Annotated in this window: 14 protein-coding genes; 6 read left to right on the forward strand and 8 right to left on the reverse strand. The window is 72.0% G+C overall.

Annotated elements, in window-relative coordinates; all coding sequences use genetic code 11:
- Positions 1-130 precede the first annotated feature (130 nt).
- The 4 genes from BUE29_RS05495 to BUE29_RS05510 all read right to left on the reverse strand — a co-directional run bounded on the left by BUE29_RS05495 (position 131) and on the right by BUE29_RS05510 (position 5,399).
- Positions 131-1,705, reverse strand: a complete 1,575-nt coding sequence (locus BUE29_RS05495) for an ABC transporter ATP-binding protein (RefSeq protein WP_073387316.1) — start codon at positions 1,703-1,705, stop codon at positions 131-133.
- 134 nt (positions 1,706-1,839) lie between these two features.
- Positions 1,840-2,910: a BMP family ABC transporter substrate-binding protein gene (locus tag BUE29_RS22735; protein WP_200800076.1), complete on the reverse strand. Its 1,071-nt coding sequence runs from the start codon at positions 2,908-2,910 to the stop codon at positions 1,840-1,842.
- 182 nt (positions 2,911-3,092) lie between these two features.
- Positions 3,093-3,890 (reverse strand): LLM class flavin-dependent oxidoreductase, encoded by a 798-nt coding sequence (locus BUE29_RS05505; protein WP_073387327.1) that lies wholly within the window; start codon positions 3,888-3,890, stop codon positions 3,093-3,095.
- A 51-nt stretch (positions 3,891-3,941) separates the two neighbouring features.
- Entirely contained in the window at positions 3,942-5,399 is a 1,458-nt protein-coding gene (locus BUE29_RS05510) for an MFS transporter (RefSeq protein ID WP_073387329.1), read from the reverse strand.
- A gap of 83 nt (positions 5,400-5,482) precedes the next feature.
- Between BUE29_RS05510 and BUE29_RS05515 the strand changes: the two genes are divergently transcribed.
- Positions 5,483-6,151 (forward strand): TetR/AcrR family transcriptional regulator, encoded by a 669-nt coding sequence (locus BUE29_RS05515; RefSeq protein WP_073387331.1) that lies wholly within the window; start codon positions 5,483-5,485, stop codon positions 6,149-6,151.
- Positions 6,152-6,227: 76 nt separating this feature from the next.
- On the opposite strand, the gene BUE29_RS05520 is transcribed toward BUE29_RS05515, so the two are convergent.
- Genes BUE29_RS05520 through BUE29_RS05530 form a run of 3 tightly spaced genes read right to left on the reverse strand, consistent with a single transcriptional unit; the run spans position 6,228 to position 7,194 of the window.
- Positions 6,228-6,629, reverse strand: coding sequence for a PIN domain-containing protein (locus BUE29_RS05520; protein WP_073387334.1), 402 nt, complete (start codon positions 6,627-6,629; stop codon positions 6,228-6,230).
- Positions 6,626-6,883 carry a type II toxin-antitoxin system Phd/YefM family antitoxin gene (locus tag BUE29_RS05525; protein WP_073387337.1) on the reverse strand — a complete coding sequence of 86 codons (258 nt, stop codon included), beginning with the start codon at positions 6,881-6,883 and terminating at the stop codon, positions 6,626-6,628. The genes BUE29_RS05520 and BUE29_RS05525 overlap by 4 nt, the downstream gene beginning before the upstream one ends.
- A gap of 38 nt (positions 6,884-6,921) precedes the next feature.
- The gene (locus BUE29_RS05530; protein WP_073387340.1) at positions 6,922-7,194 is read right to left on the reverse strand and encodes an SCO4848 family membrane protein; all 273 of its coding nucleotides are present in this window, start codon (positions 7,192-7,194) and stop codon (positions 6,922-6,924) included.
- Positions 7,195-7,385: 191 nt separating this feature from the next.
- On the opposite strand from BUE29_RS05530, the gene BUE29_RS05535 reads away from it, so the two are divergent.
- From BUE29_RS05535 to BUE29_RS05560, 5 genes are all read left to right on the forward strand, one after another.
- Positions 7,386-8,231: a peptidoglycan-binding domain-containing protein gene (locus BUE29_RS05535; protein WP_073387343.1), complete on the forward strand. Its 846-nt coding sequence runs from the start codon at positions 7,386-7,388 to the stop codon at positions 8,229-8,231.
- A 46-nt stretch (positions 8,232-8,277) separates the two neighbouring features.
- Positions 8,278-9,135 (forward strand): peptidase inhibitor family I36 protein, encoded by an 858-nt coding sequence (locus tag BUE29_RS05540; protein WP_084180763.1) that lies wholly within the window; start codon positions 8,278-8,280, stop codon positions 9,133-9,135.
- Positions 9,136-9,145: 10 nt separating this feature from the next.
- Complete coding sequence (locus BUE29_RS22370; RefSeq protein ID WP_159440828.1) at positions 9,146-10,081, forward strand: SpoIID/LytB domain-containing protein; 936 nt, start codon at positions 9,146-9,148, stop codon at positions 10,079-10,081.
- 161 nt (positions 10,082-10,242) lie between these two features.
- Positions 10,243-11,124: an NBR1-Ig-like domain-containing protein gene (locus BUE29_RS05555; RefSeq protein ID WP_073387346.1), complete on the forward strand. Its 882-nt coding sequence runs from the start codon at positions 10,243-10,245 to the stop codon at positions 11,122-11,124.
- Between the two features lie 47 nt (positions 11,125-11,171).
- A complete protein-coding gene (locus BUE29_RS05560) occupies positions 11,172-12,371 on the forward strand; it encodes a D-alanyl-D-alanine carboxypeptidase family protein (protein WP_073387349.1) in 1,200 nt (399 codons plus the stop codon).
- Positions 12,372-12,378: 7 nt separating this feature from the next.
- On the opposite strand, the gene BUE29_RS05565 is transcribed toward BUE29_RS05560, so the two are convergent.
- Positions 12,379-13,500: a YihY/virulence factor BrkB family protein gene (locus BUE29_RS05565; protein WP_073387353.1), complete on the reverse strand. Its 1,122-nt coding sequence runs from the start codon at positions 13,498-13,500 to the stop codon at positions 12,379-12,381.

Raw genomic sequence — 13,500 nt, forward strand, 5'->3', positions numbered from 1 at the left:
CCGATCACCAGCGCGACGACGATGGCCAGGACGGTGACGAGTCCCTCGCTGCCCGCGATCGTGCGCCACCGCGAGGGCGGCGACGCGTCGGCGGGCTCCGGCGCGCCCGGCTTCGTCAGGACCGACGCGGTCACGCGGTGCCTCCGTCCGCGTCGAGGCCCGCGAGCAGCGAGGGCTTCTCGAGCGCTTCCTGCTGCGCCTGCTCCTGCGGCACGCCGGCCATCATCAACCCCACCTCGTCGCGCGTCGCCCCCGACGGGAGCACGCCGATGATCTTGCCGCGGTACATGACCGCGATGCGATCGGCCAGCGACAGCACCTCGTCCAGCTCGCTGGACACGAGCACGATCGCCGTGCCGCGTTCGCGTTCGGCGACGATGCGCCGGTGGATGAACTCCATCGCGCCGACGTCCACGCCGCGCGTCGGCTGCGAGACGACGAGCAGTCGCAGCGGGCGCGACATCGCCCGGGCGATGACGACCTTCTGCTGGTTGCCACCGGACAGCGTGTTCGCCGGCGCAGCCGGCTCGGGTGGCCGCACGTCGAACTCGGTGACCCGCTGCTGCGCGTTGTCGGCGACCGCGGCGTTGTCCATGCCGAGCCGGCCGCCGTAGGGCGGCCGGTCGAAGAGGTCGAGGACGAGGTTCTCGGCCACGCTGAAGGAGCCGACGAGGCCGTCGTGCTGGCGGTCCTCGGGCACGAAGCCCACGGAACGCTGCAGGATGCTGTGGGTGCTCCGGCCGAGCACGGACTCGCCGTCGAGCTCCACCGTCCCGCGCTCGGCGGGGCGCAGCCCCAGCAGGACCTCGACGAGCTGCTCCTGGCCGTTGCCCTGCACGCCGGCGAGCGCGACGATCTCCCCGCCCCGGACGTCCAGCGTGACGCCGTCGACGGTGGTGCTGCCCCGGTCGTCCTCGACCACCAGGTCGGCGATGCGCAGGGCGACGTCACGGGTCTCGACGGGTGGCTTGTCGACCACGAGCGCGACGTCGCGGCCGACCATCAGGGACGCGAGCTCGGCCTCGGACGCCGCGGCCGCTGCCTCGCCCACGACCTTCCCCCGCCGGATGACGGTGATGCGGTCGGCGACCGCCTTGACCTCGCGCAGCTTGTGGGTGATGAAGACGATGCCGGTACCGGCGGCGGCCAGCTCGCGCATCACGCGGATGAGGTCGTCGATCTCCTGCGGCGTCAACACGGCGGTGGGCTCGTCCAGGATGAGCACCTTGGCGTCGCGGATGAGGGCCTTGAGGATCTCGACGCGCTGCTGCACGCCCAGCGGCAGGTCGCCGACGACGGCGTCGGGATCGACCTGCAGGCCGTAGCGGTCGGACAGCTCGCGCACCTTCGCCCGGGCCTGCTTCTGGGACAGGAAGCCGAGGGGGCCGGTCGTCCACTCGTTGCCGAGCATGACGTTCTCGGCGACGGTGAAGACGGGGACGAGCATGAAGTGCTGGTGGACCATGCCGATCCCGCCGGCCATGGCCTCGCCGGGCCCGGCGAAGTGCTGCGGCCGGTCGTCGAGCAGGATCTCGCCGGCGTCGGGGTGGTACAGCCCGTAGAGGACGTTCATCAGCGTCGACTTGCCGGCGCCGTTCTCGCCGAGCAGGGCGTGGATCTCGCCCGGCTCGACGGTGAGGTCGATGGCGTCGTTCGCGACGAGCGAGCCGAACCGCTTCGTGATGCCCCGCAGTTCCAGCTTCACGATCGCCGTTCCGTCCGCCGTGCCGGCGATTCGTCAGTCACCCTGAACACTCAAAACCCTCGTCACCTCGATGTCGAGACCCCCACGGGACGCGCGACGGCCCGGGGACGAGTGTCCCCGGGCCGTCGGCGGCGTTACTTGGCGGCCTGCGCGGCGGCGGCGCTGCCGAGCCCGGTGCCGCCCGCGACCGGGAAGATCACGTCGGCACCCTGCTGGATGAAGTTCTGCGTGATCTGCTGGCCCTTGCCCTGGTCGGTGAAGCTGCCGGCGAAGGTGCCCTTCTGCGTGGACTCGTTCCAGCCGAGCACCTGGACCTTCTTGCTCTTCTGCTTGTTGTAGTACTGCACGCCCTCGTAGAAGCCGTCCATGTAGACCGTCACCGGGGCGATGGCGAGACCGCCGTAGGTCGCGACCTTGCCGCTCTTGGAGTAGCCCGCGGCGAGGTAGCCGCCGAGGAAGCCCGACTGCGCGGTGTTGATCTGCAGGCCCTGCACGTTGGAGCCGTTGCCGGCGCCGTCGACGAGCGCGAAGTGCAGCTTCGGGTTGGCCTTGGCGGCGTTGTTGATCGCCTCGCCCATCAGGCCGCCGACGCCGACGATGAGCTTGCAGCCCTTGTTCACGAGCGCGCGGATGTTCGGGGCGTAGTCGGCCTGGGTCTTGGACGACACGTACTGCACCTTGGCCTTGCCGGCGGTCTGCGCGGCCTGCATGCCCGACCACGACGCGGCGTTGAAGGACTTGTCGTCGATGCCGCCGGTGTCGGTGACCATGCAGGCCGAGAAGCTGGCGTCCGTCTTGCCGGAGCTCGGCGGGGTGAGCTCGGTCTTGCCCTTGGGCTGGGCCTTCGAGGTGATGGTGATCTTGCCGGCGATGATGTCGGCCTTGACCTTGTTCACCTCGGACTTCAGGCTGTCGTCGACCTTGCCGTCGAACTGGTGGTAGGACGCGAGCCCGGTGCCGCCGTTCTTGAGGTCGCCGACGGTGTCGACCTTGGGGAAGATCCCGGCCGAGGCGTTCTCGACGGCGAGCTGCACGGCCTGCTTGTCGTTCTTCAGCACCGTCGTCAGGAAGACGTTGCAGTACTGCTTGGCGGTCGTGCAGCCGTCGGAGTCCACCCACATGACGGCCGGCTTCTGGCTGTCGGACGAGTCGTCCCCGGAGTCGGTCTTCGCACAGGCACTGAGGCCGAGGCTGAGCGCAGACACCGCGGCGACGAACGCCACGCAACCCTTGCGAACCAAGTCTTTCCCCTTATTTACGGGCAGTCAGGGACCGCCGCGAGCGTGTGATGCCGACACCATAGCCGCGCCCCGAGCACCACCCGCGGCGCCCGGAGGTCTGAAACCGGATCGTTGCCGACGCCCACGAGCGGCGCACCCATCGGCGCTCAGCGCACCGCGGGCCGCACCTCTCTGCCGACCAATGCGGCGAATTCGGGCAACGGGTAGGAGTCGTCGCCCACGGCGTGCAGGGCGACGTGGGTGGCACCGGCGGCGGCGTAGTCGCCGACCCGGGCCGCGATCTCGGCGGCCGGGGCACGGTCGGTGACCGTCACGAACACGACGACGTCGGCCGCGGCACGCCCGCTGCGGGCCTGCCCGGCGGCGAGGGGCTCGGCCGCATCGCGCAACGCCTGCGGCGTGGTGGCGCCGGTGAGGATCACACCATCGCCCACCTCGGTGGCGAGCTCGAGGGTCTTCGGGCCGACCGCGCCGACGAGCAGCGGCGGGGCCGGGGACGGCGGCCAGTCGAGCGCGACGTCCTCGAGCTGGACGTAGCGCCCGTCGGTCGACACCGTCTCGCCGTGCAGGAGCGCACGCAGCGCCGTGCCGTACTCGCGCAGCAACGTCATCGGCGACGCCGCCCGAGCACCCACCTGGCCCATCCAGTCGAGCACGCCGTGCCCGATGCCCGGCACGAACCGCCCCGGGAAGAGCCGCTCGATGGTCGCGATCTCCATGGCGGTCAGCGCGACGTTGCGCAGCGGGACGGGCATGAGCCCGATGCCCACCGCGATGCGCTGCGTCCAGCCCAGCGCCGCCGCCGCGGCGGCCACCCCGCTCTCGAAGAAGCAGTCCTCCCACAACCAGAGCTGCTCGACGCCCGCGTCGTCGGCGGCCACGGCCACCTCGCGCAGCTCCTCGGGCGGGCGGCTGGGCGGGAAGATCACGCCGAGAGTCGTCATGGGGCCATCGTGCCCGCCGCCTACGACACCGCGGATCGCGCGCCGGTGACCCTAGTGGGGCTCCTCGACGTTGCGGGAGTCGGTGAGCGTGAGCGCCCCCCAGCCGGCCAGGATCCCGACCACGACCGCGAGCACCGCGAAGATGACGCGCTCGCCGTGGAAGAAGGACCCGACCAGGTGCTCGCTCCACGTCCCGTTCGGCAGCGCCCGCACGACCAGGGTGGCGATGAGCGTGCCGACGACCGCGGTGCCGACGCTCGTGCCGACCTCCTGGGCGGCGTCGTTGAGCGCCGCGCCGAGCGAGGTGCGGTTGTGCGGCATCGCGTCCACGAGCGCGACCGCGCAGATCGTCATGACGGTGCGCAGCCCGACGGTGAAGGTCACCATGAACACGGCCACGGCGAGGTAGCCGTGCGGGACGGCCCACGCGAGCCCGGCGAGCGAGCCGGCGAGCAGGGCGGCGCCGACGACACACGCGATGCGGTGGCCGAAGCGCTTGCCGAGGCCCTCCGAGACCGGCGTCGCGGCGATCATGGTGACGATGAGCGGCAGGTTCGCCAGCCCGGCACGGACGGGGCTCCACCCGTAGGCGTACTGGAAGTGGATGATCAGCGAGAACATCACCCCGGCCATGGCGATGGCCGTGCCGGCCTGGGCGAGACTGGCGCCCCGGACGGCGCCGCGGCGGAAGACGGCGAGGTCGAGCATCGGCTCGGGCGTACGCCGTTCGTGCCGGACGAACACGATCAGGGCGGCCACCGCACCGACCCCGGACGCGATGGTCGCCGGTGCGGCCCAGCCGTGGTCGGTGCCGCTGGTGGCGGTGTAGCAGCCGAGGCCGATCAGGGCGATGCTGGCCAGGGCGCCGGGCAGGTCGAGCCGGTCCCGGGTGAGGCCGTCGGGGTCGTCGGGCGCGACCCCGAAGCGGACGCCGACGAAGGCGACGAGCGCGATCGGGGCGTTGACCACCAGCAGCCATTCCCATCGCACGTGCGCCAAGGCGGTGCCGCCGAGAAGCGGGCCGAGGATGAAACCGGTCATGCCGACGGTGATCATCACGGTGATGGCGCGCATCCGCAGCGCCTGGTCGTCGAAGAGCCGGAACACCAGCGAGTTGGTGATCGGCGCCATCATGGCCGCGGCGATGCCGAGCGCGGCACGCAGCGCGATCAGTTGCCCGATCGAGTCGACCCAGACGACGAGGAGGCTGAGCAGGCCGAAGAGCACGAGTCCCACCTGCAGGACGCGGCGGCGACCGAGCCGGTCCGCGGCCGATCCGGCCGACAGCAGCAGACCGCCGAAGACCAGGGAGTACGCGCCGGTCACCCACTGCAGCGCCGTGGTGCTGCCGCCGAGATCGCGGCCGATGGTGGGCAGGGCGATCCCCAGCAGGGTGTTGTCGACCATCTCGACGAAGAACGCCAGGCACAGCGCGAAGAGCGGGATCCATGCGGCACGCAGCGACGGATAGGTGCGCGTCGGCGCGGACGCGGTGGTGGTGGCGGCCATGGCCGGCCTCCTCTCGACTCAGGATGGAACGTCGTTCCACCCTCATGGTGGAACGTCATTCCAGGCTGTGTCAAGATGGCCGGGTGGACGCTGCCGTGGGCCGACCGTCGCGACGCGCGGACGCGCTGTCGCGCGAGCGGATCATCGCGGCCGCGATCACCATCCTCGACACCGAGGGCGAGCGCGCCCTGACGTTCCGCACCCTCGCGGCGACCCTCGCCACCGGTCCCGGTGCGATCTACTGGCACGTCGCGAACAAGAAGGAGCTGCTCGCGGCGGCGACGGACGCGCTCGTCGCCGAGGCCACCGGAGCCGGCCCGACGCGGGCCACGCCGCACGAGCGGATCCGCCGGGTCGCGCTCGGTCTCTTCGACACGATCGACGCGCATCCCTGGATCGGCTCGCAGCTCTCCCAGGAGCCCTGGCAGCTGGCGAGCATGCGCATCGTCGAGGCGCTCGGGCGTCCGCTGGACGATCTCGAGGTGCCGGCGGAACGTCACTTCCACGTGGTGACCGCGCTGGCGAGCTACGTCCTCGGCGCCGCGGCCCAGAACGCCGCGAACGCCCGGCACGCGCCCCGGGACACGGACCGCGACACGGCGTTGTCCGCCATCGCCCGGCAGTGGGCCGAGCTCGACGAGGCCGAGTTCCCGTTCGTGCGCCGGATCGCGGCACAGCTTCCCGGCCACGACGACCGCGAACAGTTCCTGGCCGGCATCGACCTCGTCCTCGGCGGCATCACCCGGGAGTGAGCCGCGCCGGTACCAGCGGGGCGGCAGCCGGCAGCTCAGCCGGGCGACGCGACGGTGACAGCCGGGCGCGGCCGCGTCAGACGCGAACGATCTCCGGGCCGCCGGCGAGTGCGATGACGTCGAAGTCGTCGTCCTGCGTGACGACGTCCATGCCGTTGGCGAGGGCGACGGCGGCGATCCACAGGTCGTTCACCTTGGCGCGGCGACCCAGCTCGGCGAGCCGCACCCGTAGCTCCGCCCACCGACGCGCCGCCTCGGCCGTGACGGGCAACGCCTCGACGGTCATGGCGGCACCGAGGGTCGACAGCCGGCGAGCACGCGTTGCCGTGTCCGGCGCCGCGAGCACGCCGGCCTGCAGTTCACCGATGGTGACGACGCAGACGGTCGTGCGGTCGGGCAGCGCGTCGACGTCCAGTGCTCGGCCCGACTCGCGCGCGATCAGCACGCTGGTGTCGAGCACGGCCGGCGCGGTGCTCACAGCGCGTCCAGGTCGTCGGTCGTGTCGCCGGCGAGCGCCTCCAGCTCCGCGGTGAGGCCGGCGTCGGCCTGGTGCGCGACGACCAGCGTCAGCAGGTCGGCCTTGCTGAAGAACTGCGGGCGCAGCGCGCGCACTGGACCGATCTCCGCGACGGGCCGGCCGTTGACGGTGACGGTGACCCGGGTGCCGTCGGCCACCTGCCGGAGCACCTCGGCCGTGTGGTTGCGCAGGTCCCGCGAGGCCACCGACGTCATGTGGCACAATGTAGCACTATTGCCACACCGGGATGCCGTCACCGCCGCGACCCGTCCGCCCGGCGCTCGCCCTCGTTCCCCCGGGTCGGGGTCGACCGTGCCCGCAGCGCGCGGACGCCGAGCACGCCGATGATCGTTCCGAGAGTGAGCGAGACGATCACCAGCACGAGATGGACACCGAAGAACGCCGTCATGCCGTGGTTCCAGGAGCGCTTGTCGACCCAGATGTTCTTGAGGAACGTCGGCCAGATGATCCAGCTCCACACGCCGAACGCGACGAGGAACCACGCGACCCGTTTCGAGACGACCACGCGTCCGAGTATGACCGGCGGTCACCTCACCCCGGCTGTCAGCCACGTCCTGACGGCGCCTGACAACACCCCGCAGCCCCCGGGACAAGGGGGCTGGCGAGGCTTCGCCGTCCCCTGACGGACGTCGCCCCTGTCGGACACGGCCGCGGGGACGGGAGGGTCGTCGACGTTCCCGACGCGGAGGTGCTCCCATGACGTCCCTACCCCGAGCCGTGGCCCTCGCCATGGCCGCGGCGCTGGTCCCACTACCCGCCGTGGCGGCGAGTGCCGAACCCACGCGCGCCGCGGCGCTGCCGAGCGTCGACATGGCGGCGACGGTCAAGGCGGCCCAGATCGACCCACGCCGCGCGGACGACACGCTCACCCCGGGCGCGAAGAGCAGTGTGCTGCGCGTCGAGAAGGCGTTGCAGGCGCACCACCTGCTGGCGGCGAAATGGGTCGACGGCTACTTCGGCACCGAGACCGTCGCCGCGTACACCCGGTACCAGAAGTCGCTCGGCTACACCGGCCTCGGCGCGAACGGCCTGCCGGGCACGGCGTCGCTCACGAAGCTCGGCAGCGGCCGCTTCACCGTCACCGACAAGGTTGCGCCCGGCAAGCGGGTCGATGCCGGCGACGACATCGTCGTCGACACCCGCACCGACAAGATGCTCGCCGAGGCCGGCCGGTTGGCCAAGCGCACGCTGACCCTGAGCCAAGGGTCGTACAACCCCGGCGGCGACACGACGTCGGCCGGCACGCACGACGGCGGTGGCGTCGTCGACATCTCCGTGACGGGGATGTCCGCGGCCACCCGGACGGCCGTGGCGAAGGCGCTGCGCCAGGTCGGCTTCGCGGCCTGGGTGCGCGACCCCAGCCAGGGCGACTGGCCGTACCACATCCACGCCGCCGCGATCAGCGACACCGATCTGTCGCCGGCGGCCCAGCACCAGACCGGTGACTACTACCTCGGCAAGAACGGCCTGGCCAACGGCGCCGCCGACGACGGCCCGAAGGTCCCGATCCGCACCTGGGAGGAGTACCAGGACGCCCACTGACCGACACCCACCCACCAGCTCGCTCGACACCCCAAGGAGATCGATCGTGAATCGGATCAGCAAGCGCGCGGCCGTGGCCGCCACCGCCGCCGCCCTCGCGGCACCCGCCCTCGTCCTCGCCGACCCGGCCGTCGCCGCGTCCGCCCGCAACGGCACGTGCGACAGCGGGGAGTTCTGCTACTACTACAACAGCGACGAGAAGGGCTCGATCTCGGACTTCTCCGGATCGCTCGGCGACTACGGCGCGACCCAGCCCAGCTGCTACGAGTTCAAGGGCGCGGGCAACGGCAAGGGCAAGTGCGTCAAGAACAACGCCGCCTCGGTGTGGAACCGCACCGGCAAGACCGTGCACGTGTTCTTCAACAGCAACTACGGGGGCGCCTCCCAGGCCTTCGCCTCGGCGGCCAAGGGCAACCTCAACGCCACGCTGAAGAACAACAACGCCTCGCACCAGGTCGGCACCACCGGGGGCGGTGGCGGGTCGTGCTCCACGAGCGGGCTCGGCGACCCGAACACGTGCGCGCAGGCCGTCGCGTGGGCGAAGAACCACATCGGCAGCACCTCGCTCGGCGTCGGCACCTGCGACCACGTCGTGGGCCTGGCCTACGGCTGGTCCAACAGCGGGTCGCACGACGCGTACGCGCACTGGACCCAGGTGCCCGCCAAGTACAAGCACGCGGGCTCCAAGACCGTCCCGGCCGGCGGCCTGGCCTTCTTCAAGGGCGGCTCGAAGGGCTACGGGCACGTGATGCTCTCCCTCGGTGGTGGAAAGTTCGCCTCGACCGACGTCGGCACCGACGGCCGGTACCACGCCGGCCGCTACGGCACGACCACGATCGCCACGATCGAGTCCAGCTTCGGCGAGTCCTACCTCGGCTGGACCCAGCCGTGGTTCAACCACTGAGGGCCGCGTCGTGCACAGGCGATCACCACTGATCTCGCTGTTCGCAGCCGCCGCCCTGCTGCTCGGCGCCACCACCGTGCTGGCCGCGCCGGCCAGCGCGGCGGGGCGTGACGGCACGTGCGACAACGGGGAGTTCTGCTACTACTTCAACAGCGGCGAGAAGGGGTCCGTCTCGGACTTCACCGACTCCCTCGACGACTACGGCGCCAAGCAGCCCAGCTGTTACGAGTTCAAGGGCACGGGCAACGGCAAGGGCAAGTGCGTCAAGAACAACGCCGCCGCGGTGTGGAACCGCACCGGCAAGACCGTGCGCGTCTACTTCAACAGCAACTACGCCGGCGCCCACCAGGACTTCGCGACGGGCGCGAAGGGCAACCTGAACGCCACCCTCAAGAATCAGAACGCGTCGCACCAGTTGCTCAGCGCGGCGCCGCCGACCGGCTGCAAGACCGACGGCAGCAACACCACGCTGCCGAGCTCGATCCTGGTCTACCGCAAGTCGCTCGGGACGGTGCAACGGGTCGCGTTCAAGACCTACGTCAAGAACGTGCTGCCCAACGAGTGGCCGGCCAGTTGGCCGAAGGAGTCCCTGCGCGCCGGCGCCGTGGCCGTGAAGAGCTACGGCTGGTACTGGGCCCTGCACTCGACGCGCAAGACGTCGAGCGGCCAGTGCTTCGACGTGTACGACAACACCAGCAGCCAGGTCTACGAACCCGGCTCGGCGGTGGCGGCCACCAGCGCCGCCGTGGACGACACGTGGAGCACCCGGCTGACCCGCAGCGGCAACGTGCTGCAGGCGCACTACTGCTCGACCAGCACCGCGTGCCCGGGCTGGGTCGACGGGGACTGGCTGTCGCAGACCGGCTCCCGGGACAAGGCGAAGGCCGGCACCGGCTACGCCGCCATCCTGCGGTCGTACTACGACGGGGTCACCCTCACCGGCTGAGCCCGTCGCGGACCCGTCGCCCGTCGTCTCCCGTCCTGCGGGGGCGGCGGGCGATGCCGCGACCGGCACCGGCGCCCGGTATCGGGCGTTTGGTCCCGCTCCCCGGGCGGTAGCCTCCCCCTCGCAGCGCACCGGCTGCACGGAAGGGAGAGGGCGAGGCTGTGGCCGACCAGGCGACGCGGGCAGCGGCGATCGAGGCGTTCGCGGACCGGCTGCGCGAGCTGCGCGCGGGGTCGGGCAACCCGTCGTTCCGGGAGCTGGCCGGGCGCTCACGCGCCATCTCGCACACCACGCTGCACGAGGCCGCGCAGGGCAACCGGCTGCCCAGCTGGCCCACCACCGTCGAGTTCGTCAAGGCCTGCGGCGGCGACCCGGACGCGTACCGGGAGCGGTGGCAGGCCGCCGATCGGGTCGTCAGCGCCACCGACGACGACCCGGTGACCCCGGCCGATCCGGCGACCCCGGCCGCCGCCGCGCCGGCAGCGGCACGGACGGGTGGGAGCCGCCCGCGCTGGCTGCCCTACGCCGTGGCCGGCGGCGTCGTCGTGGTCCTCGCCGCCGCCGTCCTGGTCGTGCTCGGGCTGACGAGCGGATCGGACGGCGGGTCGTCCGGCGGCACCGCGACGCGCTACACGGCGGCGGACTGCTCGGTCCGACAGACCGATCCGCCGTCGGCGCCGCCCGCGCACCAGGGTGACGCCGAGGTCTTCGTCCGCGACGTGTCCTTGACCGACTGCACGCATGTCGTCGCCGGCTCGACGGTGAAGAAGGTGTGGCGCTTCCGCAACATCGGCACGGTCACCTGGCGCGGGTACGCGCTGCACCGCATCGACCTGCCGCAGCGGCGCGGCGACTGCCAGACCATCGCCGACGTCCCGGTGCCCACGACGCTGCCCGGACGGACGGTCGACGTCGCGGTCTCGATCAGCACGCCGACGCGCGCGACGTTCTGCTTCGTCCGCTTCAAGATGGTCGACGCCACCGGCCGGACGACCTTCCCGGCGAGCCGACCGGTCAACTTCCAGATCATCGTCGACCGGTAGGCATGTCGGTGACCGGCGGGTAACCCGGCGGCACCTACCCTCGTCCGGTGCGGGCACGGACGATCACGGCGGCGTTGACGACGGCCCTGCTGACCGCCGTGCTCGCGGCCCCCGCGGCGGCCGCCGGGTCGCATTCGGTCCCGCCGGCCGCTCCGAGCCCGACCGACGGCGCGAACTCGCCCGCCGCCCCCGACCCGCATCCGCGTCGCGGCGGGATCGGTCCCGACGGCGAGCCGGTCGGCGGGACGCAGCTGCTCGGCCGCGGCGAGGTGCTGCCGGCCGGGACGAAGCGCTCCGCGCTCCCCGCCGACATCACCGCGCAGGCGTGGATGGTCACCGATCTCGACACCGGTCGCGTCGTCGCCGCTCGCGACCCGCACGGGCGCTACCAGCCCGCCAGCATCCAGAAGGTCCTCACCACGGTCGCCCTGCTGCCCGTCCTGCCCGGACCCCGCACGGTGACGGTGTCACGCCGTTCGGCCGACACCGAGGGCTCGCACGCCGGGCTCGTCGCGGGCGGCCGGTACACCGTCGACCAGCTGTTCCGAGGGTTGCTGCTGGTGTCGGGCAACGACTGCGCGGAGGCGCTGGCCGCGGCGGCCGGGGGGCGTGCGAAGACGGTGGCGCTGATGAACCGCACGGCCCGGGCGCTGGGCGCCTACGACACCTACGTCCAGACGCCGTCGGGACTGGACGGCTGGCAGCAGCTCACGAGTGCCTACGACATGACGCTGTTCCTGCGCGCCGCGCTCGCGCAGCCCCGCTTCGCCGCCTACGACCGCGTGGCGAAGTCGACGCTGCCGTTCCACGACGTCGTCGGCAAGGTGACGCTGTACAACCAGAACCAGGAGTTCCTGACCACGGTCAAGGGCGCGCTGGTCGCCAAGACCGGCTACACCGACGCGGCCCAGCACACCTTCGTCGGCGCGATCGAACGCGGCGGTCACCGCTACGGCGTCGTCCTGCTGCGGGCACAGCGCTGGCCGGTCGACCAGTGGGTGCAGGCCAAGCGGCTCGTGAGCTGGGCCCGCTCGCTACCCGCCACCGCCCGGGTGGGCACGCTGGCCACCCCGGCCCGCGCCGAGGGCGACGCGCGGGCACGGGCGACCACCGCCGCGCCCGGCGCGACGGCCGCGGCCGCCCCGACCGGCGGGTCGTCGGTGCCGCTGTGGGCCCAGGCCGCGATCGCGGCCGTCCTGCTGGCCGGCGTGCTCGGCCTCGCGCAGCGCATGGCCCGTCGGCACTGACCCGAGCTCAGTCCTCGCGGTCGCGGCGATCGCGGGTCGCCGCCCAGGTCGCGACCGCTCCCGCGATGGCCCCGGCGCCCACGAGCGTCGCGCCGACCGTCGCGGGCCGGACCGCCGACTGCGGGGTGTCCGGCCCGGCCGCGGCCGTCCCGTCGACCCCGCGCACCGGCATGACCGGCACGCTGTTGGCGGTGCGGGCCGCGGTGTTCACCGTGGCGATCCACGCGCAGGAGAACAGCATCCAGCGCATGACCAGCTGGATCCACACGAGGACGGCGATGATGCCGGCGAACGGTCCGGCGGTCGCGCTGCCGGCGCTGTGGGCGATGGTGTAGGTGCCGAGGATCTTGAGGATCTCGAAGCCCACCGAGGCGAGGATCGCGCCGCGCAGCGCGATGCGCTTGTCCACCTCGACGTCGGGCAGCCGGACGAGCAGCCACCAGAAGATGACCGAGTCGCCGGCGACCGCGATCGCGATGCCCAGGATCTTCAGCACGATCGTCGAGCCCGGCAGCTCGTCGAGGCCGACGAAGTCGAGGATCTGGTCGGTGAGCGAGGTGCCCACGACGGTCAGGGCGAGCGAGACGAGGATCCCGACCCCCAGCCCCGCCAGCACCAGCAAATTCGACAGCCGCTCGGCGAGGAAGTTGCGCTTGGGCTTGGCACGGCCCCAGACCGCGTCGATGGCCTCGCGCAGGTTGCCGATCCATCCCAGCCCGGTGAGCAGGACGCCGAGCAGGCCAACGATGCCGACCCCCGTGCGCTTGTCGATGGCGGTCTGGACCGACTCGCTGAGCGTGGTGCCGAACTCGCCCGGCACCTCGTCGGTGATGTGCCGGAACAGGTCGGCCTCGGCCCCCGGGTGGGACGAGAGCACGAAACCGGTGACCGACACCGCGAGCAGCAGCATCGGGAACAGCGCGAGGAAGCTGAAGTACGTGATCGCCCCGGCGTACTGATTGCCGTGGTTGCGGGTCAGCAGACCCCACGCGTCGACGACGTGGCGCAGCCAGAGGTGATCCTGTTGGGCTCGTTGCCACCGTCCGGCGGCGCCGGCCTTGACGCGCGCGAGACGTCCCGGGGCGTCGGCGTCCTGGCCGGCGTCCGGCGGCTGCGCGGTGTCGCTCAC

The sequence above is a fragment of the Jatrophihabitans endophyticus genome (assembly GCF_900129455.1).
Classification (GTDB): domain Bacteria; phylum Actinomycetota; class Actinomycetes; order Mycobacteriales; family Jatrophihabitantaceae; genus Jatrophihabitans; species Jatrophihabitans endophyticus.

Excerpts from the sequence above, each read along its gene's own strand:
- BUE29_RS05505 (WP_073387327.1), bottom strand. The coding sequence starts at position 3,890 with ATGACGACTCTCGGCGTGATCTTCCCGCCCAGCCGCCCGCCCGAGGAG.
- BUE29_RS05510 (WP_073387329.1), bottom strand. The coding sequence starts at position 5,399 with ATGGCCGCCACCACCACCGCGTCCGCGCCGACGCGCACCTATCCGTCG.
- BUE29_RS05525 (WP_073387337.1), bottom strand. The coding sequence starts at position 6,883 with ATGACGTCGGTGGCCTCGCGGGACCTGCGCAACCACACGGCCGAGGTG.
- BUE29_RS05535 (WP_073387343.1), top strand. The coding sequence starts at position 7,386 with ATGACGTCCCTACCCCGAGCCGTGGCCCTCGCCATGGCCGCGGCGCTG.